Annotated in this window: 29 protein-coding genes and 1 pseudogene; 1 reads left to right on the forward strand and 29 read right to left on the reverse strand. The window is 22.7% G+C overall.

The features are described from left to right. Positions 1-224: 224 nt before the first annotated feature. From ACQH24_RS06900 to ACQH24_RS06910, 3 genes are all read right to left on the reverse strand, one after another. Positions 225-1,184 carry a transposase gene (locus ACQH24_RS06900; RefSeq protein WP_425379371.1) on the reverse strand — a complete coding sequence of 320 codons (960 nt, stop codon included), beginning with the start codon at positions 1,182-1,184 and terminating at the stop codon, positions 225-227. Between the two features lie 140 nt (positions 1,185-1,324). Next, a complete protein-coding gene (locus ACQH24_RS06905) occupies positions 1,325-1,654 on the reverse strand; it encodes a S1 RNA-binding domain-containing protein (protein ID WP_425379838.1) in 330 nt (109 codons plus the stop codon). 117 nt (positions 1,655-1,771) lie between these two features. Continuing rightward, positions 1,772-2,758, reverse strand: a complete 987-nt coding sequence (locus ACQH24_RS06910) for an IS30 family transposase (RefSeq protein WP_425379839.1) — start codon at positions 2,756-2,758, stop codon at positions 1,772-1,774. A gap of 78 nt (positions 2,759-2,836) precedes the next feature. Between ACQH24_RS06910 and ACQH24_RS06915 the strand changes: the two genes are divergently transcribed. Next, positions 2,837-3,244, forward strand: a complete 408-nt coding sequence (locus ACQH24_RS06915; protein ID WP_425379840.1) for a lipoprotein — start codon at positions 2,837-2,839, stop codon at positions 3,242-3,244. 20 nt (positions 3,245-3,264) lie between these two features. Here ACQH24_RS06915 and ACQH24_RS06920 read toward each other — a convergent pair. The 26 genes and pseudogenes from ACQH24_RS06920 to ACQH24_RS07045 form a co-directional block, all read right to left on the reverse strand. Further along, positions 3,265-5,446 (reverse strand): annotated as a pseudogene (locus tag ACQH24_RS06920) (spiroplasma phage ORF1-like family protein). An 11-nt stretch (positions 5,447-5,457) separates the two neighbouring features. Next, complete coding sequence (locus tag ACQH24_RS06925; protein WP_004027616.1) at positions 5,458-5,694, reverse strand: hypothetical protein; 237 nt, start codon at positions 5,692-5,694, stop codon at positions 5,458-5,460. Beyond that, entirely contained in the window at positions 5,694-6,092 is a 399-nt protein-coding gene (locus ACQH24_RS06930) for a hypothetical protein (RefSeq protein WP_425379841.1), read from the reverse strand. The genes ACQH24_RS06925 and ACQH24_RS06930 overlap by 1 nt, the downstream gene beginning before the upstream one ends. Further along, entirely contained in the window at positions 6,085-7,098 is a 1,014-nt protein-coding gene (locus ACQH24_RS06935) for a hypothetical protein (protein WP_425379842.1), read from the reverse strand. Before ACQH24_RS06935 ends, ACQH24_RS06930 begins: the two co-directional genes overlap by 8 nt. Positions 7,099-7,415: 317 nt before the next feature. Next, a complete protein-coding gene (locus ACQH24_RS06940) occupies positions 7,416-7,619 on the reverse strand; it encodes a DUF2649 family protein (RefSeq protein WP_425379843.1) in 204 nt (67 codons plus the stop codon). 152 nt (positions 7,620-7,771) lie between these two features. Continuing rightward, positions 7,772-8,212, reverse strand: coding sequence for a DUF3627 domain-containing protein (locus ACQH24_RS06945; RefSeq protein ID WP_425379844.1), 441 nt, complete (start codon positions 8,210-8,212; stop codon positions 7,772-7,774). 282 nt (positions 8,213-8,494) lie between these two features. Then, on the reverse strand, positions 8,495-8,743 hold the full coding sequence (locus ACQH24_RS06950; protein ID WP_425379845.1) for a hypothetical protein: 249 nt from the start codon (positions 8,741-8,743) through the stop codon (positions 8,495-8,497). Then, positions 8,743-8,892, reverse strand: coding sequence for a hypothetical protein (locus ACQH24_RS06955; protein WP_004027793.1), 150 nt, complete (start codon positions 8,890-8,892; stop codon positions 8,743-8,745). The genes ACQH24_RS06950 and ACQH24_RS06955 overlap by 1 nt, the downstream gene beginning before the upstream one ends. 362 nt (positions 8,893-9,254) lie before the next feature. Further along, on the reverse strand, positions 9,255-9,608 hold the full coding sequence (locus ACQH24_RS06960) for a hypothetical protein (RefSeq protein WP_425379846.1): 354 nt from the start codon (positions 9,606-9,608) through the stop codon (positions 9,255-9,257). Positions 9,609-9,829: 221 nt separating this feature from the next. Continuing rightward, a complete protein-coding gene (locus tag ACQH24_RS06965) occupies positions 9,830-10,813 on the reverse strand; it encodes an NAD(P)-dependent oxidoreductase (protein WP_425380709.1) in 984 nt (327 codons plus the stop codon). Between the two features lie 206 nt (positions 10,814-11,019). Next, entirely contained in the window at positions 11,020-12,339 is a 1,320-nt protein-coding gene (locus ACQH24_RS06970; RefSeq protein WP_425379847.1) for an Mbov_0401 family ICE element transposase-like protein, read from the reverse strand. A gap of 53 nt (positions 12,340-12,392) precedes the next feature. Continuing rightward, positions 12,393-13,283, reverse strand: a complete 891-nt coding sequence (locus ACQH24_RS06975; protein ID WP_425380681.1) for an IS3 family transposase — start codon at positions 13,281-13,283, stop codon at positions 12,393-12,395. Beyond that, positions 13,226-13,501, reverse strand: a complete 276-nt coding sequence (locus ACQH24_RS06980) for a transposase (protein ID WP_425379385.1) — start codon at positions 13,499-13,501, stop codon at positions 13,226-13,228. Before ACQH24_RS06980 ends, ACQH24_RS06975 begins: the two co-directional genes overlap by 58 nt. A gap of 64 nt (positions 13,502-13,565) precedes the next feature. Continuing rightward, positions 13,566-13,703 (reverse strand): hypothetical protein, encoded by a 138-nt coding sequence (locus tag ACQH24_RS06985; RefSeq protein WP_425379848.1) that lies wholly within the window; start codon positions 13,701-13,703, stop codon positions 13,566-13,568. A gap of 99 nt (positions 13,704-13,802) precedes the next feature. Then, a complete protein-coding gene (locus ACQH24_RS06990) occupies positions 13,803-16,124 on the reverse strand; it encodes a restriction endonuclease subunit M (RefSeq protein ID WP_425379849.1) in 2,322 nt (773 codons plus the stop codon). Positions 16,125-16,673: 549 nt separating this feature from the next. After that, complete coding sequence (locus ACQH24_RS06995) at positions 16,674-17,105, reverse strand: hypothetical protein (RefSeq protein WP_425379850.1); 432 nt, start codon at positions 17,103-17,105, stop codon at positions 16,674-16,676. 114 nt (positions 17,106-17,219) lie between these two features. Then, on the reverse strand, positions 17,220-17,558 hold the full coding sequence (locus ACQH24_RS07000) for a hypothetical protein (protein ID WP_425379851.1): 339 nt from the start codon (positions 17,556-17,558) through the stop codon (positions 17,220-17,222). Beyond that, positions 17,524-17,820 carry a hypothetical protein gene (locus ACQH24_RS07005; protein WP_425379852.1) on the reverse strand — a complete coding sequence of 99 codons (297 nt, stop codon included), beginning with the start codon at positions 17,818-17,820 and terminating at the stop codon, positions 17,524-17,526. The genes ACQH24_RS07000 and ACQH24_RS07005 overlap by 35 nt, the downstream gene beginning before the upstream one ends. A gap of 363 nt (positions 17,821-18,183) precedes the next feature. Continuing rightward, positions 18,184-20,265, reverse strand: coding sequence for a VirD4-like conjugal transfer protein, CD1115 family (locus tag ACQH24_RS07010; protein WP_425379853.1), 2,082 nt, complete (start codon positions 20,263-20,265; stop codon positions 18,184-18,186). 4 nt (positions 20,266-20,269) lie between these two features. Next, the gene (locus ACQH24_RS07015) at positions 20,270-21,022 is read right to left on the reverse strand and encodes a plasmid recombination protein (protein WP_425379854.1); all 753 of its coding nucleotides are present in this window, start codon (positions 21,020-21,022) and stop codon (positions 20,270-20,272) included. Positions 21,023-21,052: 30 nt separating this feature from the next. Next, the gene (locus tag ACQH24_RS07020) at positions 21,053-21,451 is read right to left on the reverse strand and encodes a hypothetical protein (RefSeq protein ID WP_425379855.1); all 399 of its coding nucleotides are present in this window, start codon (positions 21,449-21,451) and stop codon (positions 21,053-21,055) included. Positions 21,452-21,676: 225 nt separating this feature from the next. Then, positions 21,677-21,973, reverse strand: a complete 297-nt coding sequence (locus tag ACQH24_RS07025; RefSeq protein ID WP_425379856.1) for a hypothetical protein — start codon at positions 21,971-21,973, stop codon at positions 21,677-21,679. Positions 21,974-21,990: 17 nt separating this feature from the next. Beyond that, positions 21,991-22,458, reverse strand: a complete 468-nt coding sequence (locus ACQH24_RS07030; RefSeq protein WP_425379857.1) for a hypothetical protein — start codon at positions 22,456-22,458, stop codon at positions 21,991-21,993. A 39-nt stretch (positions 22,459-22,497) separates the two neighbouring features. Beyond that, positions 22,498-23,232 (reverse strand): DNA-methyltransferase, encoded by a 735-nt coding sequence (locus ACQH24_RS07035; RefSeq protein WP_425379858.1) that lies wholly within the window; start codon positions 23,230-23,232, stop codon positions 22,498-22,500. A 93-nt stretch (positions 23,233-23,325) separates the two neighbouring features. Further along, positions 23,326-24,357: a hypothetical protein gene (locus ACQH24_RS07040; RefSeq protein ID WP_425379859.1), complete on the reverse strand. Its 1,032-nt coding sequence runs from the start codon at positions 24,355-24,357 to the stop codon at positions 23,326-23,328. Between the two features lie 17 nt (positions 24,358-24,374). Continuing rightward, positions 24,375-25,988, reverse strand: a complete 1,614-nt coding sequence (locus ACQH24_RS07045; protein ID WP_425379860.1) for a hypothetical protein — start codon at positions 25,986-25,988, stop codon at positions 24,375-24,377. Between the last annotated feature and the right edge of the window lie 136 nt (positions 25,989-26,124).

Below are 26,124 nucleotides of genomic sequence, written 5' to 3' on the forward strand. Positions count from 1 at the left end.
GAAATTGTTGTAATTAACCGGACTTTTAATAATAAACCTCTTATTATCTCAGTGTATACTGTAAAACTAAATCATAAAAAGTTATAATTATATTAACATATTAATCATGAAATACAATAAAAAAGCTTTAATTTTGTCGAAAACTCTTGATGAAATAAAAAAATCATCAATATGACAATTTGAAAAATAATTTTGTTTAAGATCATGATTTTGCTTTAAATTTTTTAAACGTTAAAATATAATACCGTTGATTGTTGTTTTGGTGTTAAACCTTTATGTTGGTATTTTCATTTTCATAGATTTAAATAATTTTGAATATTAGTGAAACCCAAACCATGATAATGAATTAAGGCTTCTTTAAGACTCGATTGTAATTTACTAATCTTATTTAACTTTCGATAACTAGTATCAGGGTTTGTACTAGTTTTGGTAGAATATAGAGTAGAATTTGTTTGTTTTGCTACTAATAAATATAATGGTTGCATGTCAGAAATAATTATTGATTTTTCTTTAATTAATTGCTTATTCATATTTTCAATAATTCATTGTTTTTGTAATCGTTTGGTATTGGTGGATTGAACAAAAATATTATTATTGCTATCAACTACCATTTGAATACAGCATTTGGTATTAGTTGAAAATGGATCAAGATGAGTTTTTCGTTTATCAAATTTATCTTTAAAATTACCTTTATGGATTTCTTTAATAAAAGTTTCATCAATTTGGATTTGACCATTTAATTTTTTAAATTTTAATTGAGTATTTTCTAATTGTTTTGATTGCATTAATTTTTGACGATTATATCAAGCAGTTTTTGGTGTTGTTTTAATAAAACGGGAAATTATTTTACTAGATTGTCCTAATAATGAAATTTGAATTAATAAATTTCACTGTTCATAATTTAAATGACTTCAATAAGTAAAATGATGACGAAAAGCATCAAAACTAGCACGACATTTTTTACATAAATATTTTTGTTTTCCTTCGGGATTATGACCATTTTTAACACAATGATAAGATTTACAATCAGGACATATAATGCCTTTATCTCTAAATTTTTGATCAATTTCATTTAAACGTTTTTGTTTTTTGATTACTTCTGCTTCTTTTTTTATTTTTTCAGCAAATTCTAAAAATTGATCATCTGTAAAACTGTTTTTTAATTCTGTAATTATTTTTTCCATCAATTATTTACCTCTATATATTAAAAATATACCTAAAATTAGATATATTCTATAAATATCAAGAGTTTTCGACAAAATTAAAGTAAAAAAGTAAAAAATAGTAATAAAACTATTTTTTACTTTTTTATATTTTTATTAATTTATTTATTTTCGTTTGTTTTACTAATATTTTCAATATTGTCTGTTTTATTTTGTCTTTTATTTAAGTTTTGGAATGCTGTTTTTATTTCCTGAATTTCTTTATTATCATTTTTTAATAGTTCAGGGTGATAATTTTTATAACTTAATTTAAGATGTTTTCTAACTATATTAAAATCAAGCACCTCAACTTCAATTTCATCACCAACATCAAAAAAATCTTTAATATCTTTAACAAAATAATCTGAAACTTCACTAATATGGATTAAACCATCAGCCTTTTCTGCTCGGCAAAAAGCACCATAGGGAGTAATATTTGTTATTTTTATCATACATATATTTTTTCTCCTTTACTAAAATCTAATTATATTATTAAAATGCTGAAAAAAATTTGTTAAACACAAAAATAATTAATAGATTTTATTATTTTTATTATATACATTAACTAATTAATGAACAAATATTTTTTTAAAATATTGTTTTGATGTAAAATTCCCTAAACAAGGTCTTATTGTAGTATTTAATATATCTAAAACAGATTTTAATCTACTGCGAATATTAATTATAGTCTCATTTCGTAAAAACCAACGCCTTATATCTCTATTTATCCTTTCAACTAATGCTTTTTGTTTTGGTTTTCCAGGGTCACAAAAATAAACTCTTATTTTTAAATATTTTTCTATTAGTTTTCATTTATAAAATTCTTTTCCTCTATCTGTTAAAATACAACTAAATTTATTAATACCAATTTGTCTAATCATTTTCATTAAAACCATTAACACAATACTTGCTTTTTTAGTAAATAAAATATCATAAAAAACTATTTTAGATTTCCGATTTACTAAAACTAACAAATGAAAATTACCACAATCAAGGGTATCCATTTCTCAAATTCCACTAAAACTTAAATCATCTCCGTAATCATTTAAAAATTGCTTATAATCTCTAATATTAAGCAATACACCACGATTATCATTTTTTTCACCATTTTTAGTTTTTCGCTTTTTATTTTTAAAATACAAATTATTTTTTGATAAATTAAAATAACCTAATCTAATATATTTATACATTGTTTTAAAACATACACTAAATTTTACATTATATTGTAATTCATACGACATAATAATATTTTGTGGCGAACGACCAAAATTATTATATTCATTAGAAAAATGACTTAATTCTTGTGAATTTAACATTGAATATTTACGACATTGTTTTTTGTTTTTATTATGTATTTTTTGTGCTTTTGCAGCATTATAATCACCAATATTATCAAACATATTTAATTCTTGCCAAATAGTTCTATAATCTCTATTCATTTGCTTAGCAATTTTTCGAATATTAATTGTTCCATTTTTCTTTTTAAATAATTCATTATTTTTTAATTTTTCCAAATTTACTCTTTCATTAATATCTAATCTTTCATATTTTTTCACACTTTACCTCCTAAAATATTAAAATATGTTATAATTTACTTAAAATAATTATAACATTTTAAGTAAGGAGTTAAAAATATGAAAAAATGACTAAGTATTTTAGGAACAATTGGATTAACAACAACATGTACAACATCATTAATTAGTTGTCAAAAACGAAATAACAATGAAAACACGGGAGGGGATAAACCTAAACCTAATAATCCACAACAACCACAAGAACCACCAATTGGAAGTAATTGAAAATGATATTCAGGAGATGAATTGAACCATGGACCAACTAATAAATGATATATATTAATATCTAAATCAACTAATTCAACTGATGCAGTATATGCAATAGATTTAATTCATTTTACAACAAGTACAAGTATTAAACCAAAATATCCACTTTTAAAGTCAATATACAGATGAGAAGAACTAAATAAACCATCTCTACCAATAATTGATAATAAAACAGGTAAAATATCAAATTGAAAAGAATAAAAAGGACTAACAAGTCCTTTTTATATTAATCGCACAAATTTCATAAAGATAATTAATAAAAATATATTTGTTATTGTGTTATATAATGCTGGACTAAATTTTCAGACCTCAAATGTTTGACTAAAAAAACTATATATTGTTTGAAAAATTTTCCCAACACCACTTGCTAACTCATTCACTTGTTTAACACCTGGAATATTATTTACAATTCAAATTGCAGCATTTCGAATATGACACGCTAAATTATATCAACTACAACTTTCATATTGTGCTTGTCATCATTGCCCATCAGGAAATAATCCACCATTATTAATATCTTGTCAGTTATAAATACCAAAATTAAAATCATAATAGCCATACATATCATTCTCTTTTTGTGCTTGTAATTCAAAAACATTATAACCGATTTTTTGTTCTTCAATTTTCTTGTATTTTAAACCATATTTATCTTTTAAAGCACCTTCAAAAATATAACCCTCATTTTGATTAATATTATAATCATTTGCAACTGAAAAATCATAATTAAATACATTACCATAATTTGTATTATAAAACCGATTTTTAAATGCCGAATATAATTTAATATCTAATTGATTGTATTTATCAGAAAAATAAAAGTAACGTGGATAAATTTTAAAACCATTATTAGCTAACAAACCATATTTTTTGTTATATCCTTGTACATAAGTGTTATTTTCTAAATCAAAAATGGTTCGTAAATAATCTTTATAAAAGTTTTGCGAAATAGTAAACATACTATTTAATAGTTTTTCAAATTTATTTTTATTAGTATTTTTTTCATCAATTAAAACATCTCTAAAATTAACTAATTTTAAACCAAAAAAGTTAATTAAAACAGTATCATATTGTAAATTATCAATATAACCGCTTTCAATAAAATTACTACGATTTTGAAATACAGGCACCAAAGCGTGTACAAAAAATGCTTTTAAAAACTTATTAATATCAATTTGGCCTTTCATCTGTTCAAAAATATCTTTACCAATATTAGGAGTATTACCTTGATTATAATTATATGTTTCAGAACTAAAATTAAAGATACTATCTTTTTCTTTCATAAAAGTAAACAAAAAACCTAAATCACCAGTATACCGATAACTATTTGCATTATTACCATCCCAATATTGTTTAAGATGTGTTAATTCTAAACTACCAGCAACAATATTTTTTTGTTCATCAATCGTTAAAATCATTCGATAAATTGATTTTCTAGTTAAAATAACTTCGGGTTTTCAATCTAATTTTTCCATGTTATTAACAATTTCAAAATCAAAGATTATTCTTTGACTACCTAAATTTGGATCATCATAATCAGGATTACCACCTTGTTGCACTCTAATGTTTTCTTGCACAATAACATCAATATATTTTAATAAAAAAGAACGAACCTTTTGATAATCATTATCAGTATAAAAAAGAAGATTACCTTGATTATCTATTTTCAGGAACTTGTTTATCAGTTGGAATACTTGTATTTTCTCATCTGTATATTGACTTTAAAAGTGGATATTTTGGTTTAATACTTGTACTTGTTGTAAAATGAATTAAATCTATTGCATATACTGCATCAGTTGAATTAGTTGATTTAGATATTAATATATATCATTTATTAGTTGGTCCATGGTTCAATTCATCTCCTGAATATCATTTTCAATTCTGAAATTTTAAATTAACTTGTTGCAAATTGTCAATACTTTTTTCTAATTTATTAATTATTTCAACAGTATTAAAATACTTAGCAAAAGAATAAGAAAAATTAGTTAATTCTTTTAAAAATTGTTTTTTATCCACAGCATAAAACTTATCAATATTATATTGCTTAACATAATTATCTCAATTTTTATATAAGTCCATAAACTCATCACTAAATTTATCAAAAGAAATTCCCGTTGAATAACTATCCTTTAAAAAATCTAAATATCATTTATCATTATAAGTTAATGATTTTGATGTTTTTAAAGTAGGGTTAATAAAGTAATTTGTTTCTGACCAATTTTCAAAAAAACTACTGCGTAAAAACATTGTATTAATAAAATCAGTTTCATTCATTCCTGTTGTTTGTTGATTAACAGTATAATTTTGTTGATTTAACGGTTTAAATGCTGTTAAAGTAATAAAAGGAATAATTAAACCTAAAAGTCCTAAAAGTCCTATTGAAAATAAAGAAAATAATTTTTTCATAAATTCAACTCCTAACTATACAATGTTTTTGAAACAATAAATCCAACAATATATAAACTTGATATTGTTAACATTAACGGATGACTAAATAAAATTGCCATTTTACCAAATAAAGAAAGTAAAAAAGTATCTGAGTTATATAAATCCATAATGATATTTTTTGCTGATGTTAATTGATTAATAATTACAGTAATAAAACCAGTACCAAATATAGCAATTGCAGCAACCAATAAAACTAATCTAATCATTATTTATGCACTCTCCGATATCCTTGTTCTCTTGTTTTTGTTTGTTTTACTAAACTTGATAATTGTTGTTTATTGCGATTAATTTTAAACTGTTTACGCTCTTTAATATGTTTTTGCATACCTTTTTTAGTATCTGAAACACCACGAGCAGTCGCCGAATAAATATTTGATACACCACTTTGCACTGTTGAACCTAATTCGTTGTACTGAGTTCTTGTGCCGTGAATTGCATAAATCGATAACTTAACAACCATAAAAAAAATAATAAAATAAGCAATTGTTGTATTTGTCATTGGTAATTTAGTATTTCAAATTACATCAAAAATAAACAAAAAAACATCAAAAATAAAACTAAAAATCTTATCTCAATTACTACTTTCTGACAACAAATTAATCATTTTTACCACTTCCTTTTTCTTTTTTAGGTTTTAAATTCTTTTTCAAAATATCAATATCAAACATTTCTAAACGCTCTTTAACACTCAATTTAGTAATTTCTGACCAATAATATTCCTTATAATTAACTATTTCATCATTTTTTAAATCACGAACAAACTTTAATCATTGACTATCATATTTCTGTGCAAATTCTAACGGAATAATTATTTTAAAAAACCAAATTCCTAAACCAACATCTGACTTATGTTTTGCTCGTTTACCTTCTGCTGTTCTTTCTACTGATTTTGTTTTTCAAATTTCATAATCCGTAATATCTTGAAAAATACCAATTCGCATAATAAAGAAACGATTAAAAAAATTAAATCCTTTTTTAGCAATCGGTTTTTTAAGTGAAATTGGAATAATAATACCACTTGCTAATTGTCGGATATTATTTCAGATCATACCCTCACGCTGTGCTGTAAACAAAGCACGATTACCAAAATGTCTTGCTAAAACAATTCACGGAATTTTACCACTGTGGACTTTTTTCTCATCGTGAGGACTAGTTCCGTCAATATATAAATAACTCTCATCAAATAAAATAACACTATCATCTGGGGGAACTGGTTTTGTTCTATCTGTAAAATCTAAATTTTTAAATGTCAAAACTTTAACTTTCTCATCTTCTAACGGATAATTACTATAAATTTTATCTGTTAATAATTTCATAGTTTGTGATAAATAAGTTAAAAGTAATGTTTTACCAGTTCCTAACTTGCCAATAATTACCGATAACGGATTATCTCAAACAAAATTTACTAACCGAAAAGCATTTAATTGATAAAATATATTTTTTCATACTCATCACACAAAATAAACGCATTGCAAAGCAAACAATAATCAGAATACTAAACCAGTATAATTTAATGAGATTATCCAAAGTAATAAATCAATTAAACTAAACAAAATCATTGAACCACTAATATAACAATAATTTTTTAAAAAAAATATAAACTTTTTCATTTTACCTCCAATAGTTATTTATAATTAAACTAGTATTATTATGGTTTTCTCTCCCCACAAATCAAAAAGAAGAGTGATAAAAATACATAATGCCCTATATATTATTATTTTTAGATTTTAATCCTTTCTGAAAAGAATTATTCATATTAGATAAAATAATATGATTATTCAATACAGTAGGAATTAATAACCTATCATTTATTTGATTTATTATTATTTCAGTTTTAATAGGAGCAGGAATAATAATCAAAAAAATAATATCAACATTTATATAAAAGTTTGTGGAGAGAGAAAACCATAATAATAACAAAATTTAATTATTTAAAACAACTAACTATTTTAAAAACCATTCATAATAAAAACCAAGTTAAAAATAAAATTACAATTCAAACACCAACCATCAAAGTTAAATATTCATTCTGTGTCAAAGTCCAAGTTGTAATACTTTCAACATTTGTTTTATTTATAAACAAAAAGACATGAATAAAAAACTCTTTTAATTTTTCTCAATCATTTTGCATTTTTAAAAACTCCACATTTTTTGAATAAGTTTAAAAAACATCCCAAAAAATAAAACGATAAATAATACAAACGATATAACATATAAAAATTCAGGGGCATTTAAACCAATAATATAACTAACAAATTGAACTCAATAATTATATAAACTCATTTAATTTAAACTTTCTAAATCATTAATTAATTCTTGCTCTTTTTTAACACTTCAATTTGTTAAATTATTATTATTATTATTTGCTTTTACTTTTTTAGGTTCATTTAAAAATAATGCTTTGTGCATACTGTTAAAATAATTTTGTTTATATTGATTATACAAATTAATCAATTCTGTTCCAGTTAAATATTTTCACACACAACGTTTTAAATTTTCATTATATTTTACAATAGGATAAGAATTATCATAAATCAAACCGATTGCTACTTGTTCTGAATGTTTTTCACTCGGATAAATAAACTTATTACTCAGTCAAAAACCAATATGGCGATTATGATTAGGTAAATTTATAAAACTTGCTTTATCTGTCTTAAAAGGGATAAATTCCTTGCTAATAAAATAATTTTCTATATTCTGATTTTTCTTAACAAAATTACTCAATTTTATCAACTCCTTAATAAACATTGTTTCTAATTAACAATGTTATAAATATTGTTAGAATATTGCTTATCTATTGTTAAATAAACATTGTTATATCTAATGTTTAATAATGTTTATATATTGTAATAAACATTGTTAATAAACATTGTTAATAAACATTGTTAAATATATAAAATAATAAAAATTAGCACACTGAAAAATACTATTAAGTTTAAAATAATAGTTATATAAAATAAATTAATAAAATATGAATAAACTAGTGTGCCTTAGTTTTTTTTACTACTAAAATCCTTTAACCATAACACGGAAAAAGTTTAATATCTTAACAATAACAAAAATACCAAATGGAATTAAAATAATTCACGCATCACCTAAAAAGGTCATTAATTGTGGTAATACAGCATAAATTGCTTCTTTAACTTTCATCATTGCTTGTCCTAATCCACTTCAAATAGAACCCATTCCATCTGAAATAGTAGGAGTATCTGCAGCTAAAAAATTAACCGCTGTTGTTAAATACATCCCTAACATTATTTTTTATCCTCCTTGTTTTCAATTTCTTTTTTATCTTTTTTCTTACCTCGAATTTGGCGAATTTTTTGATAAATTGATAAACCAATTCACGCAAAAATACCTAATATAATAACAACACTAAATATCGTCGTTAATCAAACTGGCATAATATATCTCCTTTCAATAAATTAAAAAATTGAAATTTGCAAACTCGCTCCGCTCGTTGTCGCTTTGCTCCACTTAAAAAACATTATTGAATAAATTACCCGCTAATAAATTACGCGGAATAATTTATTCTTTTACTTTTTAATTTCAATATCCTTTGCAATTTTATTAACAGTATTAATAACATTATCTTTACCATACTTTTTCACTAACGACCTCAAAAGAAAATATTGTTTTGTTTGCATAATTTCAACTCCTTAAAACTAAATTAAAAAAGTTAACTAAATTGATAATTAACTTTTTATGGTTTGGCATTTACAATTTACACAGTATTGAAATAAAAATTTTTCTAATAATCTTGCACCTAACGTAGAATATTATATCAACGGCTTTTAATAATTCCATTAGTAAAAATATGATACCAGTAAAGTCCAATCAATAAGGTATAATTTCTAAAATTGAAATTCTGATAAGTAGTCCGCGACATACGGCCAAGTTTTGCGATACTGTAAATAACAAATCATCTTTCCCCACAATAAAAGGAGTAATCCGGAATTAACTCATTTAAATCAAGTGTTCTATTTGTTGATTCTAATTTACTTTGCACACAAAAAATGAATAATTTATCATTTTGATGATTCAATTTTCATTTTTTGGAAAAAGATTTATAATTAGAACAACAATCATTGCATATTTTTGTTAAAGCATTTTTGTGCATTAATGAATGTCCCCTTTTTAAAATTTATTAGTAGTCCATCAGTTGATAATAAAAATAAAAAATTTTACAAATAAAATTTATAATTTTTTAAGTTTGTAAATTTTATACCTAGATTAAGTATACCCTTATAAATATTTAAAAAAAAGAAAAAAAGACTATTATGTCTTTTATCAAATAATTTGTTGTAAATAAGAAAAAATAATTTACATAAGAATTTTAAATTAAATCTTATTTTTTGTCTCTCCTGTTGTTAAAATTTCTTTTAAATTTTCATAGGTTGTTTCAATCATGTTTTTAACTGCTTCATCTGTATATGATCCGATATGTGGAGTAACAATTACTCGTGGATATAATGTTAATAATTTATTAGTAATGTCATCTGGTGTTTTTTCCCCTTTAAAATCTTTGAAGAAAACATCCCCTTCATTTTCTAAAACATCTAATCCAACCCCTTTTAAATGGTTTGATTTTACTGCTTCATAAACTGCTTCGCTATCCATTAATTGTCCTCGCGCTGCATTAATTAAAACTGACCCCGGTTTCATTTTTGCTAAAAATTCTTTGTTAACTAAATGATGATTTTGATCTTTAATATATGGACAATGTAATGAAATTAAATCAGATTCTTTAAGTAAAGTATCTAAATCAGTATAAGATAAAATTGCTTTTGCTGCATCATTTTGATAAATATCATGCCCAAGGATTTTTGCTCCCATTCCATGCCATGCTTTTGCTGCTTCTAAACCAATTCGCCCTGTTCCAATAATTCCAATTGTTGAATTACGGATTTCTTTTGCAAACATAAAATCATCAACTTTAAAATTAGTATTGTTTTCATTATTTGCCATATAAAATAAATTTCGTAATAATGCATTACCCATCACAACTGCTAGTTCACTAACAGCATTGGGAGAATAACCTGGAACATAAACCATTTTAAAACCTAATTGATGTGCTTTTGTTAAATCAATATGGTTATAACCAACTGTTCTTGTTAATAAATACTTAATACCATATTCCTGCATTTTCAACAAGTTTTCTTCATAACAATCACAATTAGCACGAACCATTACTGCTTGATGTCCTTTTGCTGTAGCGATATTATCTTTTGTTAGATATTCTTCAATTAAAGTTAATTCATAACCATATTTTTCATTTAATTGTTGAGGGAGTAAATTATTCGGTTGGTGATACCTTATTCTAATAAATATTTATTTATCTACTAAAATAAAATTTCTAAGAAAAAGATAAATTTATCTTTTTTAATTAATTTAACTATAACATAAAAGTAATAATTTACAATACAAAAAATAATAATTCGCAAATTATTTAATAAATTTATTTTAAATTATTGATTTTTAATTTAAATTTTAAACAAAACCTTGTGCTTGGTGAACAACATTTTTATTTATTAAAAATTGCTGATTATACTTATCTTCATTTTTTTGTTTAATTTATTAAGATAAAACTCAATTAAATTAACACCATTTTCTTTTGCCATTTTCAATGCAATCATATTTTTAAAAACTTTTTCACTATATGATTTAGCACCATATCCTTTTAATCATTTGACATTATGCGAAATTTGTGTTTCAGTACAAGACCCCATATATCAATCTTCTTTATAAACTTTAATACCCTCAGAATTATTTTTGATATATTTAATGAAACCATTGATTTTATCTTTTTTATCTTTTAAAAATGGATATTCTTTAATATTTTTTCTTGTAATTAATTTTTTTAAATATTTTATTGCTTCATCAGGATCGCCATTTTTAAATAATTTATTCATATCTCAATAAATTTGTTTTCTTATTTTTTCATTATCGGTTAAATTTTTAGTAAGTTTTCTTCTTCGATAAGGAAATATTATTTTTAATTCTTTCATTAAATGAAATTGATCTAAAATAAAAATTGCACCAATTTCATTCGCAAATTTTGGGATTCATTTTACTCCATCACCTGCTAGCGTTAACTTACAATTTTCAATATTAAAATTTTTATTTAAAAAATGTAAAAATTCTTTTTTATATTTTTTAATAAGATAGTATTTATTTTTTACTGATTTCATAACAATAAAAATTTTTTTATCTTTTAGAACATTTTTATTTTTAGTGCTTTTTATTTCATCATACCCAGTATGAAAATATGCTGTTCTAAACATATTTTTTTCTATTTTTCTATATTTTGTTAAATTACTAAAAGAATCGTCAACCCCAGCATACAAATATGGTGTTTGGACAATTATTTTTTCAGTCTTTGTTTTTAATTGTTCTTTAAATAATTTAGCAAAATCAATTTCCTTATTAATGTTTGTGATTGTCATCTTTGATATATTTAATTTTGGGTACATATCCATAATATCTCTTTGTCTTTTAGTACTATCCATTAATTTTCAAAGTTCTATTTTAACACTTAAAATAATTGTTTGATTATTTTTTAAACCAATTTTTTTATTTAATAAAGTTGTTGTTTTGAATTTATTATCTTTTTTATCACGATAACCAAATCTGGAAGCTTTAATTATAATATTGCCAAAGGGAGTTTTTATCATTTTATTCTTTTTCCCTCACAAAATATAATCATTTTTTCCATTACGGTTTTGCTCTCTTAATTCTTGATCAAGTTTTTCATATTTTTCTTTCATTTTTTGTTTTCCTATTAAATTAACATCGATATTTACTTCTTCAACAAAGTTTATATCTTTAAAACTATTAAAAATATTTAACATACTTATATTCCTTTTTAATCATCATGGAATGGCAAGGGTTTTTTGGACAAATTTTATGTAGAGTAATAATTTCTGTATTTTACTGGTGTTAAATAATTTAGTTTGCTATGAATTCGAATATTATTGTACCAATTAATGTAATCAAATAATTTTAATTTAAACTGCTCAATGTTTTTAAATTTATTATTTTTAATAAATTCAGTTTTAAAAATTTTGTATGTTGATTCCGCAACAGCATTGTCATAAGGACAACCTGGTTTACTGTAAGACTTTTGAATGTTATTTTTAGTTAAAAAGTTATAAATAAGATTGTTGTTAAATTCACTACCTTGATCAGTGTGAAATATTTTAATATCATTTAATGTAAAGTTAAGTTTATTAAAGGTATTTTTAACTAATTTTGCATTTTTGTGTAAACTAACATCATAACTAATAATTTCACGATTAAATAAATCAATTAGAAAGCAAACATAATATCATTTATTATTAATAAAAACATATGTTAAATCACTGACAACAACTTCATGTAGTTTATAATTATTAAATTCTTGATTTAATAAATTATTATATTTATATGTAACATTGCTTGTATTTGAATGTTTGTATTTGATTTTTGTATAATTTGAAATTAAGTTATATTTTCTCATTATTTTACTAATCTTTACACGAGATAATATAATATTTTGCTGAGCTAGCATGATTTTAATTTTTCTTGTTCCATAATTTTTACGACTTTTTAGAAAAATACTGATAACAGCATTATCAATGTTTTGATTATTCTTGGGATTATTTGCTTTTAATTGATAGTAATATGTTGATCTAGCCAATTTCAATGTTTTACATAAATTAATAATTGGATATTTTGCTTTGTTATTTTTAATGATTGCTATTTTTTGCCGATTATCAGTGTTGCTTGCTTTAAAATGTCATTTTCCATTTCTAATTGTTTAACTTTTTTACGTAATTGAATTAATTCGTTTTCTTCTGGCGTTCTATTGTCTTTAGCTTTAAATGAGTCCGAGTTACTAAATTGGTGAGCTCATTTCCAAACAGTAGATTTACCAATTTGGTAATCATTGGCTAATTGTTCAGGAGTTTGACCCATTTTGTAAAGACCAACAATTTGTTGCTTAAATTCATCGGTATAATGATTCTTTGCCATAATTACACCTCCATTGTAATTTAATTATAAATATTTACTCTACATTATTGTTGTCCAATTTATCTTAACCTATCCAGTTTTTGATTTTTTGTAAAAGTAAATTTATTATTGTTTTATTTTGAATAGATTTGTAATTTGTATTTTCATACTGTTTTAAGTGCATTTTTAAATTATTAATATTTGTTTTAATTTCTTCTGTCATATTTGTTTCTCCTTTGACATTTGGTGAGAACCAATAAGTTAAGTATAAAAAACCTCTTTATTTTTAAAGAGGTTTGGTTTTTTAGAAGAGATTTATTTGTTAATCTAAAATATCTGAGTATATTTGTTTGTATTTTTTATGAATTTCTATCATTTCTTTAACTTTCAATATTTCATTTTTTTCTAATAATTTAAATCTAAATTCTCATACTTTATTTAATGAAATGTTTGTTTGGATATGTCCAGTTGATAATGCATTAAATTGAAGTGAAAATGAATTAGTGAATAAGAACTTATAAAATGATAACCTTACAAGTTCATCACTTATTATTATTCTGTACATTCCATTTGTGACAACTATATTATCAGTATTTTTTTCTAACATCAAAAAGAATTTATCTTTACTTCCTAATAAATAACTTAAAAATATATCGTTTGTTTCTGCAGCTTGAGATGCTCTACCAATATTTTTTATTTCTCAATGATGTAATTTATTATCTAATGAATAATCACCTTTTTTAGCCTCGGAAATATCAATATAACTATACATTTTTCCTTCGACTAATTTAATTGTTTCGTTCTTTTGAATTTCAATATTGCAATAACCAGAATTTTTTAATTCTCGTAAAGAAACTGTATTCTTTCCAATCTTCCTCATATGATCTCTATAAGAATTTAAATATAATTCTGGCTTTAAAGTTAGCATTGGATCATTAACTAATTCTGATTTTAAAAGAAAATTATATTTTATATTAATATTCTCTTGTTCAAATTCTATTAAATTACTGTCATACGCAAATTTTTTAAATTCCAATATAACATTTTCTAAATCAGAATCTAATATTTCTTTATTATATTCATCTAAAATATATTTTCCGGTTTTTATATCACGTTTATATATTGAAGGTAATTTCTTTGATTTAAAATCAAACCCTAATTTTTGAGGAGCTGAAACAAAAATTCTATAATTATCATTTATTTTTTGTTTTTTTATTATTAAAATATCTGTTTTAACACCTGTTTCAGCTCCCTTAAATGAACCTTCAGGAAGAGAAATATCAGCAATAATTCTATAATTAATACAAAATTCTCTAATATATTTTAAAGAATAATTATTTAAATAACCTGAAGGTAATATAATAACTAATATTCCATTTTCCTTTAATAAATTTATTGATCTTTCTAAAAATAATATTCCTAATTGTTGATTTCCTTTTTCAGAAGCAAGTTTATAATTCTTCATGATTTTTGGATCTTTTTCTCATTTTGTTTTTGATCCAAATGGCGGATTAGTTATTACGAAATCAAATTGTTCATTTTTATAATTTCATTTTTCAATAGAATCCAACTGTTCTATGTTTGTTCTTCCGTCACCATGTAACACCATATTTATAAATGCAATTTTAAGTGCATCTTCACTGATATCTCAATAATGAAGGTTTTCCTTGATTAAGTTTTTTATCTTACTATTTTTATATTTTTCTAATATTCCCACTAAAAAGTCAGCACTACCACCAGCAGGATCAATAATTCTATCACTATTTGTAACCTTTAACAGAGAAGATATAAACTTAACTATTGGTATAGGAGTATAATATTGCGCAAGATCTTTTTTTAAAAAATTAGCACCAAATTTCATAAAAAAAGATTGAATAATCCCCATGTCAGATTTAATAAAAGAATATTCCTCTAAAAACGCAATAATAGAAATAACTATATTTTCTGGTAAAACAATTTCTTTTTTTAATTTTATCTGAGAATTAATATTGTAGTATTTTAAAGACTGATCATAAAGATTTTTAAACTCTGAAAATGTATTATTATTAATTAAAAATTTTAAATTAAATTCATTATACTTTTCATCATAATACTTAGATAATAAAATTTGAAATATTCCTTCATATCGCTTTTCCTTACTTATTCCGTTATTGTGAGTTAATTGGTCTAATTTATTATAAATATAATCAATATTTGTAATTGTTCTTAAATCATTAATAGAAATATTTTTAGCATTAAACTCAAATCCGTAACTAGGTAATTTATTTAAAGAATACTTAGTGCCGCTATAAATTAAAAAATTATCAGCATTATCAAAATAAATTCCATATTTCGAATTAGTTAATTTAATTGCAGGTTCTAATTGGTAATCATAAGCATCAATTTTATGTTTGCTATCTCTTTTTACTTCACAAACAATATTAATATTTTGTTTTAGATCATTTTCTCAAATTATTAAATCAGCTATTAAATATCTTTTGGATGAACCAAATTTAATTTTATATTCAAATTCGAAAAGATCCTTTGTATAACCTTTAGTTAATAAAAATCTAACCAATTCTATTCTCTGTCTTTCTTCAGTAAAAGATAAACCATCTTTAGATTTTTCATTAATATTTAATGGCCCTCTAATAGGACAAATCAACTTTATACTCATTAAAATTTACCTCTTTTCTACTTAAAAATTTATTAAAATTACTTTTTAATTATATCATCAGCAAATACATATTTATTTTTTTGCAATAAAAAATTAAGTATATTTCAATTCTTTAAAGATAATTTGCTTGGGCAATATACTTTTGCAAATATATGCAGTTTTACTTGGAGGGTTTTTACAAATCATGCCTTCTTCTGATTTAAATTTAATTCTTTTATCAAAAATTAACAATTGCTTATCTTGTAATTTTTCTCTTATGGGTTTTAATGCAATTAAGACCAAATGGAAGCAGCATTGCGAAGCGTTTGGCTAATTCCTCTAATTTATCAAAAACTTGTTTTCTTAAACTATATGGAGGATTTGAAATCATATAATCGAATAATATAATAAATCCTCTTTTGAAAGATTAAAGAAATCAAATCCTTCTTTAAATATGTCTGTAAATTACTTTATGTCCTGCATTTGTTAATACTTTTACATATTCACTATCTTCAGTGTCAAAAGGACACAATATATTTGAATTTGGTCTTAAAAATTCTAAAATTGGTTCAACTGCATAAGGCAATGTATATCATTCGTCATTTTCATTGCAATCCTATTTTTAAAAACTTTTTCACTATATGATTTAGCACCATATTTTTTAAATCATTTTACATTATGCGAAATTTGTGGTTCGGTACAAAACCCCATATATCAATTCTCTTTATAAACTTTAATACCCTCAGAATTATTTTTGATATATTTAATGAAATCTTTGATTTTATCCTTTTTATCTTTTAAAAATGGATATTCTTTAATATTTTTTCTTGTAATTAATTTTTTTAAATATTTTATTGCTTCATCAGGATCGCCATTTTTAAATAATTTATTCATATCTCAATAAATTTGTTTTCTTATTTTTTCATTATCGGTTAAATTTTTAGTAAGTTTTCTTATTCGATAAGGAAATATTGTTTTTAATTCTTTCATTAAATGAAAATAATCTAAAATAAAAATTGCACCAATTTCATTGGCAAATTTTTTAATGATTTCATAATAATAAAAATTTTTTATCTTTTAGAACATTTTTATTTTTAGTGCTTTTTATTTCATCATACCCAGTATGAAAATATGCTGTTCTAAACATATTTTTTCTATTTTTTTATATTTTGTTAAATTACTAAATGAATCGTCAACCCCAGCATACAAATATGGTGTTTGAACAATTATTTTTTCAGTTTTTGTTTTTAATTGTTCTTTAAATAATTTAGCAAAATCAATTTCCTTATTAATGTTTGTGATTGTCATCTTTGATATATTTAATTTTGGGTATATATCCATAATATCTCTTTGTCTTTTAGTACTATCCATTAATTTTAAAATTGCTATTTTAATAAAAATACTAATTCTACTTCGTTTTTTTTCTTCCGACTTTCTTGTCAAATAAGAAAACAAATTGATATTTATTAGTATCTTTATTTAAAAAAACGAAATAATGTTCTAAAAAAGGTAATATGACCATACTCTGTTTTTTCTGTAAAAGGTCTTTTACCCTACATAATATAGCCATTTTGGCCATTACAATTTTTTCTCGTAATTCTTGATCAATTTTTTCTCATTCTTCTAATATTAATCTTTTTCCTGTTTCATTAACATCAATATTTACTTTTTCTCTAAAATTAATAGTATTGAAAATATTTAACATATACTTATATTCTTTTTAAATCATCATTGCATGATAGTAAAATTTTATACTGCTTAAAATAATTTGTCAGCAGTTTTATTACATTATTTTTATCGATAGAAAGAGAGAAATTAATTAACCTTCTTATTCTTTTTCTTTTCTTTTAATTTCACTAGTTATTTGTTAGATAACTTTATTAACTTTTTCTCATTTAGGTAGAGTTTCCCTTAGGTGTGGTTTAGTTAATCACTTACGACTACGCTTCTGCCCCATGTAGTACTAATTTAATTAGTTGATTAACCTTACAGATATCCTCCCACTTCGTTTATTTTTAAGTGTTCCAGCTTGACCACTTTGTGAAATCTTACTATTTATAAAAAATAATTATTCCTTTTCAGAATAATTATTGGTTTCTTGTCTTTTGATTAATTCTATTTCAAGGTTTTTGATTTTTTGTAAAAGTAAATTTATTATTGTTTTATTTTGAATAGATTTGTAATTTGTATTTTCATACTCTCTTAATTGCATTTTTAAATTATTAATATTTGTCTTAATTTCTGTTGTTGTTAAATTGACAAATTCATTAATTTCATTTTCTTTTATTTCTTTTTTGTTATTTTTAATATCATAAAAATATTCTTTATTAAAATTTATATAATTAATTTCTTTTAATTGAAATATGTTTGTTTTTTCTACTAACTTTAAATCTTTTCATAGTTTTAAAGTTATTTTCATTGGGTTATAGCGTGCTATTTTAACAATTCCTTGTCCTTGTTTTAAATTTGCTAACTCACTAGTTAACATTAAGGGGTGACTTTTTAAATTTTTCGAAACACTAATATTGCTTTTATTTTCATTAATACTAATTTGTTCGATTGTTTTTGTTCCAAATAATTCACTATAATATTTTATTGTTTTTAAATCATTGGTATGTAAGAAAATATGCATCCCACAGTTATTTAAAATAATTTTTGCTATTGTATCACCATAATTTAATTTTAATTGGTTGATATCTTGTAAAATAAATTGAAAAAATATGTTTCTGCTGCGCGAAATACTAACTCATTTTTCAATGTTGTTTATTTTTGTTAAATTAGCAAATTCATCTAAAATAAAATATACTGGTTTTTCTAGTTTTTGTTCGATTATTTCACTTGCTTTATTTGTTAAAAATTGATAAATTTGACTAATTAATATTGCTATTAATTTATAGTAATTATCATTTTCGTCACTAAATATGATGTATAAAACTGTTGGATATTCGATAAAATCATTGTAATTAATATCATTTTGGGATGTTAAATTACGAATAAAATCATTGTTAAATATTTCTAAACTTTTTGCAACAGTCATTAAAATAGCATCTAGTGTTCGATTTTCTTTACTATCAACCAAAGCCTGACTTGCGGTTATTTTGGCAATGCTGGTATTTTTTCGATTATTTAGTCATTCAACTAAATCTTTTTTAAAACTAGCAATTGCTGCCACTGATGCCATATTAAATTTTTTATTGGAAAATGATTCTTGGTTTAAAGTTTCCTCGATTTCTGTTATCAAATTATTTTTGTTTATTTTATCTTCATAATCTTCTAATATTGCTAAAATAATTCCTTGAATAATCATACTTGTTGATTCATTCCAAAATTCATCTTCGGGATTTTTGTTAATTAACATACGACTAAGTGATCTAATTTTATCTTGATACTTTATTTTTCACTTTATTTTTTCTTTTTCCTTATTTGTCATTATCATTTTAATAAAGTCATCATAAATTAGTTTTAATGGATTTCAAGTATTTCCTTTTTCTAAATTACGAAAATCAATAACTTTTATTTTATAACCATTTTCTGCTAAATAACCACTGGTTAAATTATACAATTCACCCTTGGGGTCGGTTATAATCATAGTTGGTTTAGTGGTTGATTTTCCATTTAAATAAATTGTTGGTAATACTATGCCTTGTGTTTTTCCGCTTGCTGTTGAACCAACAATAACACTATGAATATTATTTTTTAAGTTAAACAATAAATCTTTTTTGTTTTTATTACAATTAAAAACAAAGCCTGTATTTTTATAATTATCTTTGATATTTACTTTTTCACTAATATCATCAATTTCTTTTATACTTAATCATTTACTATCACCAAAATCTATTTTATTGGTTGTTTTAATTGCAGTTTCTTTATTCTTCACTTTACTAAATAAAACAAAATAAAAAAATCAGCAATAAAACGCTAAACTTAATCCAACTGTTATTAATAATCCGTATTTACTTTTAATTATATAATTTCATCATGATAATATTTGAAATTGCTTAATTTCATTGATAAATATTGTAATTTTTTTTCAATTAATAAAAATTGAATAACCTATTCCAAATAATGTTAAATAAAAAATAAAAATAATTGGAACAAAACATAAACCAATTAATAAACTTATTTTTTTCTTTTTGATTTTATTTCACATATTTTTATAACTCTCTTTCTATACTGCTCACCAAATCATAACCTTTTTGCATAATTGGATTGATTTTAAAAACCATTTCATTAAATTCTTCTTCAATTAAACTCATATTTTTAAAATCTGCTATTTTTGGGTTAGCAACAGTAGTTATAATTTTGTAGTATTTCATTTTTTCTGCTAAATCTAAATATTTAGTTAACTGGTTTATTTCATAATCTGTAAAATTATTTTCATATTTTAAATATTGTTTAATTTCATAAATTAAACCATCATAATCATCACTAATAATTTTAATTTTGCTAAATTCTTTAATATTGTCTTTGCTAGACTTGTATTCATCAAATAGATTATTAATTTCATTTTCTAATTTATTTCGTTCAAATTGTTTAACTTGTCGAAAATTCATTGCATTATAACTACCTTTACCACCAATTTCGCCAGGCTCTATTTCATAACCTGCTTTTGTTAAATAATTAGCATGATAATTATTGAATTTTTGTAGTTGTTTTTTACCGCCAAAAATACGATTATTACTAATTATGTATCTTTCTTTATTAAGTTTTTTTGAAAAAACTTTACTAATTGGAATAAAACCAAAATGAATATGGGGTGTTGTTTCATCCATGTGAACTGCTGAATACAAATATCCTATATCTGTTTTAAGATTATTTTTCATTCATTGTTTCATAAAATTTATTTCAATATTAGCTCATTCATTTAATTTATGATAATTTATACTTTCAGGAATTAATTGTCCCATTTTACGCGTATCTGTTTTTTTATCTCATACTTAAATATCTGTAAATTGACATATTCCCATTTTTTCAAATCATTCTTGTCTTGTTGCTGGCAAAACAATTTCTATATAAGTATTATGTTTATTACAAAACTCTTTAAAAGTTGATTTTTGTGCTTCACTATATTTTTGTTGTTGCTTATTTCAATCTTCTTCTATATTTTTTAATAATTCAAATCTTTTATTATTTGTTAACTCAAAACCTTTGTCATTGCTTATTTTTACTTTTGTATTACCAACATAATAAAAATTATATTTTGTAAACTCAGGATTAATATTTTCAGGTATTCCAATTCTAAAATTATGTCTTATTAGTTTATTAACATTTTTACTACTATATTTTTTAAAAGTTGCAATTGGTGGTGATGACCTAAATTTATTTTCTTTTTTCATCTTTTTATCCTCCCTTTTTTGGAAATTTTTACCTTTTAAAATTTATTAAATTTAGAAAGCCAAAATGCTTGCTCATCATACATTTTGGCTTTGCCAAAATATTTCAAAAATTTCATTTTCATTTTGTCTAATTAATCATCTTTTTTTGGAAATTTATTACTATTAAAATATTTTAAATTTTCTTGGTATATTTGTTTTTGTTCTGCTTTTTTAATTAAAACTTGCTTATCCATTTCTAATAAAAAAGGGGTGGATTTTTTCTCAATTAATCTCACCCTCAATTTTTCCAACTTTATTTTTAATATAAAAGTTTTGATTTTTAAAAATTGTAATAAAACAATAATCATTGTTATATTGTAATTTAAAATATTTGCTATTTATATTAATACTTGCATAAGGATACAATAAATTTTTTATCCTTAACTCAATTCATTTATTACCTTTAATATCATAATAAGGTTTTGTTAAAATTAAATTATTTGTCATAACTTGATAACTTATATATTTTTCTGTTTTTTTCATTTTGATAGTTCCTTTCTCTATAAAATTATTTTTAATCTTTTTTTAATTTTTAATGTTATAAAATAAAAAATTGGTAAACATATTGTGTTCGTAATTAATATTCCGATAATTATTTGTTCTATATTTAAAACATCAATATTTAATCAAAAAAGCATAAAATCAATCGGAAGATAAATAATTATGTTTGATAATAAAATAAGAATAATTTTAATACTATGATTTATTTTTATTCAATTAATTAGTTTAATTAAAACTGCTAATAAACCTGTCCCAATATTTCAACATAATGATCCCACAGTAAAACCTCATAATGTTAAATCTGATAGAAAATGCCCCATAATTCCAATTAAGAAACACCAATATCAATTTAAAATAAATCCGCTTATAAAAATGGGGATTAAAAATAATGGAATTGATGTTCTTGGAATAATTTGGATTCGCATAGTTTGCGATAATACAACCATCATTGCAATTAAAACTGCCACATAATTTATATTTTTAATTAATTGAAAATTATTCATTTTTTAAAAATTTAATTTAAGTTGTATTTTCTTTAATCGTTTTTGTATCATTGCAAAATAATTATTATTTATTTCACACCCTAGTCATCTTCGATTTAACTGTTCACAAGCATACGCAGTTGTACCACTTCCCATAAAAGGATCAAAAATTAAATCATTTTGTTTGCTATATTTTTGAATTAAATTGTAAAATATATTTAGTGGTTTTTCTGTTGGATGTTCTGTTATTTTATAAGCTGATCCTACTGAATTCTTAAATATTGTTTTTTTATTTTCATAGTTATTTTGATAATTTGGAATTTGGTGTTTTTTAGAGTAAATAATCATACAATATTCTTTATCTTGCAAAATAAAATTATTAGTTGGCATTGGGTTTGTTTTTTCTCAAAAATAAAAATCAAAATTCATATTATTTTTATAAACTCAATCTAAATAATCTTTAATTTGTCATCTATTCATTCAAATTAACATAAATTTAGTTTTTGAAATTCGATAAAACTCATCTAAATAAGTATTTATATCAAATGAATTATGCAAATTATTATCATAGATAGCATTAATATATTTATTTATACTTTTTGATATATTATTTTTATTTATTTGCTCGTTTTTTCTTTTTGGTAAATTATATAAATAGGGTGGATCAGTTAAAATTAAATCAATGCTATCATTTTCTAAACTTTTAATAAAAGTTAATGCGTCACCATTTATTAATTTTCCTAAATTTGTTTTTAACATTTTTATCCTCCTTTTTTATTTTTTGCTAAAAAAGCAAAAATTTAATAAAATTCTTCATAAAAATTAAAAAAACAAGTAAATTTACTTGTTTTTTTAATTATCTTTTTTTCCAAACCCTGCTTTTTCTTTTTTGTTTGCTTGAATTTCAATACGATATCTTTCAAATCCAGAAACAAAAAATAGCCCTTGTCCTTTTACGCTACGAGCAATATAATCTTGTTCTGCTGATGTTAATCCGCCATAACTTTTATATAAATTAATAACTTTTTCTAAATCGTTAGGTTTTAACCCCATAATAAAAGAATATTGACTATTATTAATAATTGCTGTAGTTTTCTTTAAAACGGTTTCATTTTCTACAAAATCAGCGATGTTTTGTGTTGCCACGACCAACGCACCATTATATTTCCGAATTCGCTTTGTCACTTGATACATAAAATTTAAAGCAACTGGATTATCTTTGTCAATTGCTAAATGAGCCTCATCAACAATTATCACAATTTCATTATCATTTTTAAAACGATTTTCTTTCACTTCTTTTTTAATAATATTTAGCATTAAAATTAATTGTGCTGCGTTTGTTTTTTTGTCATCTAAATCAAACAAATTATAAACATCATAAACAATAAAGTTGTTATTGAATTTTATCGTTGTGTAACCATTTCAAAGTGCTTGATATTTTCCATCATTTAAAAAATCAGTTGCTATTAAATCCATAAATTCTTTTAAAAGTTGATTTTTATTGTTCTTATATTCTTTTTCTAATAAATAATAAAAATCATTCATAATTGGAAAATCATTATTATTAATTTTATTAATGTTACTATTATTTGTAATATTAAATTGATGATATAATAATTTTAAATATTTTGTTAATAAATTAATTTCTCTTCCATTAAAATCAGGATAAAGCGTTTTGAATCATTGTTCTAAAAATCGTAAATGATTGGATAGGGGCGATGAATTGGTATTTTCTAATTCATCAATAAAGTTATTATCTAAAATTTGTAGGGGGTTTATTTTTCCTATCGAAGCATCTCCTGCATCAATTCAATTTCCATCATAATATTTGCATAATTCTTGGTATTCTCTTTCAGGGTCAATAACAATCACTTTCCGCCCCATCTGAATATGATAATTTATTATTTTTTTAACAAATATGTTTTTCCCATTCCTGATGAACCAAGAATAAACATATTATGGTTTGTTCTTTTACTTGTAATTTTAAATTGATCTCACAATACAACATTTCCCATATTATTTGTTCCTAAGTACATTCCTTGTTTATCATATAAGCCACTATCAATAAATGGAAATGATGCTGCTAAGGTACTTGTTGGCATTTCTCGGCCATATTTTTTTATTATGACCTTATTATTATAGGGTATAAAACCTTTTAAACCATTAAATTGTTGATATCATAATGGATTAAGTTTAATATCCATTTCTTTTAATGCTTTTGTTAATCGTGTTTGTGCTTGTAATAATGTTTTTTTATTTGTTCCATAATTTAAAAATAAAATATTAACATTTTTTAATAATTCGCCACCACCATTAATCTCATCAATTAAATGATAGTATGTTTCTAATTCATAGTTATTTTCATTTGTATTAACATATAATTTTGTCATTACTTGTCTTGTTTGGGTTGTTTGAATGACACTGTTGATTGCTTTTTTTGTTTCATCATAATTTAAAGGATTTATATTTCAAATAATAGTTTGCTCATTTGAAAATAAACATGCCCCTCATAAATCATTAATAAATAAAGGGTAGTCCTGAATAGTATTAATTGAATAATATAAATCATTTGCTATAAAATAATTTTTTTTAATATTTAGGTAGTTAAATTGCAATAATTTTGCTAAATTATCTTTATTTTTATTAAAATCTGTTTTATTTAATGGTTTTTCATACGGATTTCACATTAATTTTAAGATTTTTGTTATTTCGTAATTAGATAAAGTATTACAATTAATTTTTCCTTTATATAATTTATCTTCTAAAAATAATATTTTTTCATTTAAATCTTTTTGATTATTTCCATATACAAAAATAAAAAAACATTTTTCAGTTTTAATTTCATCGTTTATTTTAATTAATTCTTTTTTTAAAAAAGCAATATTATTTTTAATTTGTTTTGTAATTTTTACAAATTGATTAAAACTAATTTCTTTGTTTTTATAACGAATTTGTGTTTTATTAATTTGTTTTTGTAAATATTTAATGTTGTCATCAAAATTTAATGGTAATTCTAACTTTAAAAAAGTTATTGGAAAATTAGCAAATTTAAAAACATCTTGCAAATCTCGCAATCTTAATATTTGCTCTTCGCTACTTAATAAAGTGATATCGAATCCCTTTATTTTAATTGCACCAATTAAAGTCTTTTTTAAAGTACCCTTTAAAATTCCGTGTGTTGCAATATAATTATCATCAATAACTTTATTATATGGCACCAGTAAACTAGTTTTGTTTTTACTATATTTCTTATAACTAAATAGGAAATTTATTTTATAATATAAGCATTGTCATCCTTTTAAATTAGTCTTTTTATTTGTAATAATTAGTGGTAAGCTAATTAAAATCATGATTGATGATGATAATAATTTTATTCATAGTTTTCATTGAAAACCAAATATAAACATAATTGTTAATCCAACTCAAACAGCAATTATCAAAACATCTGTTATTGTTATATTGCGTCAAAATCGATATTTGGCGTCTTTTAGTTTTTTTGGTATTACATTTTTCATATTTTGCACCTCTTTCTTTAAAATAAAAAAAGGCATTTAAAATGCCGTTTTTTAAGAAATAAATTATATTTTTTTATTATAAAATAACTTTCATTGCTAATTTGCCCATTAAAATGCGTAATAAGGATATTAAATA

It is taken from the genome of Spiroplasma endosymbiont of Stenodema calcarata, assembly GCF_964031205.1.
In the GTDB taxonomy this organism is placed as follows: domain Bacteria; phylum Bacillota_I; class Bacilli_A; order Mycoplasmatales; family Mycoplasmataceae; genus Spiroplasma.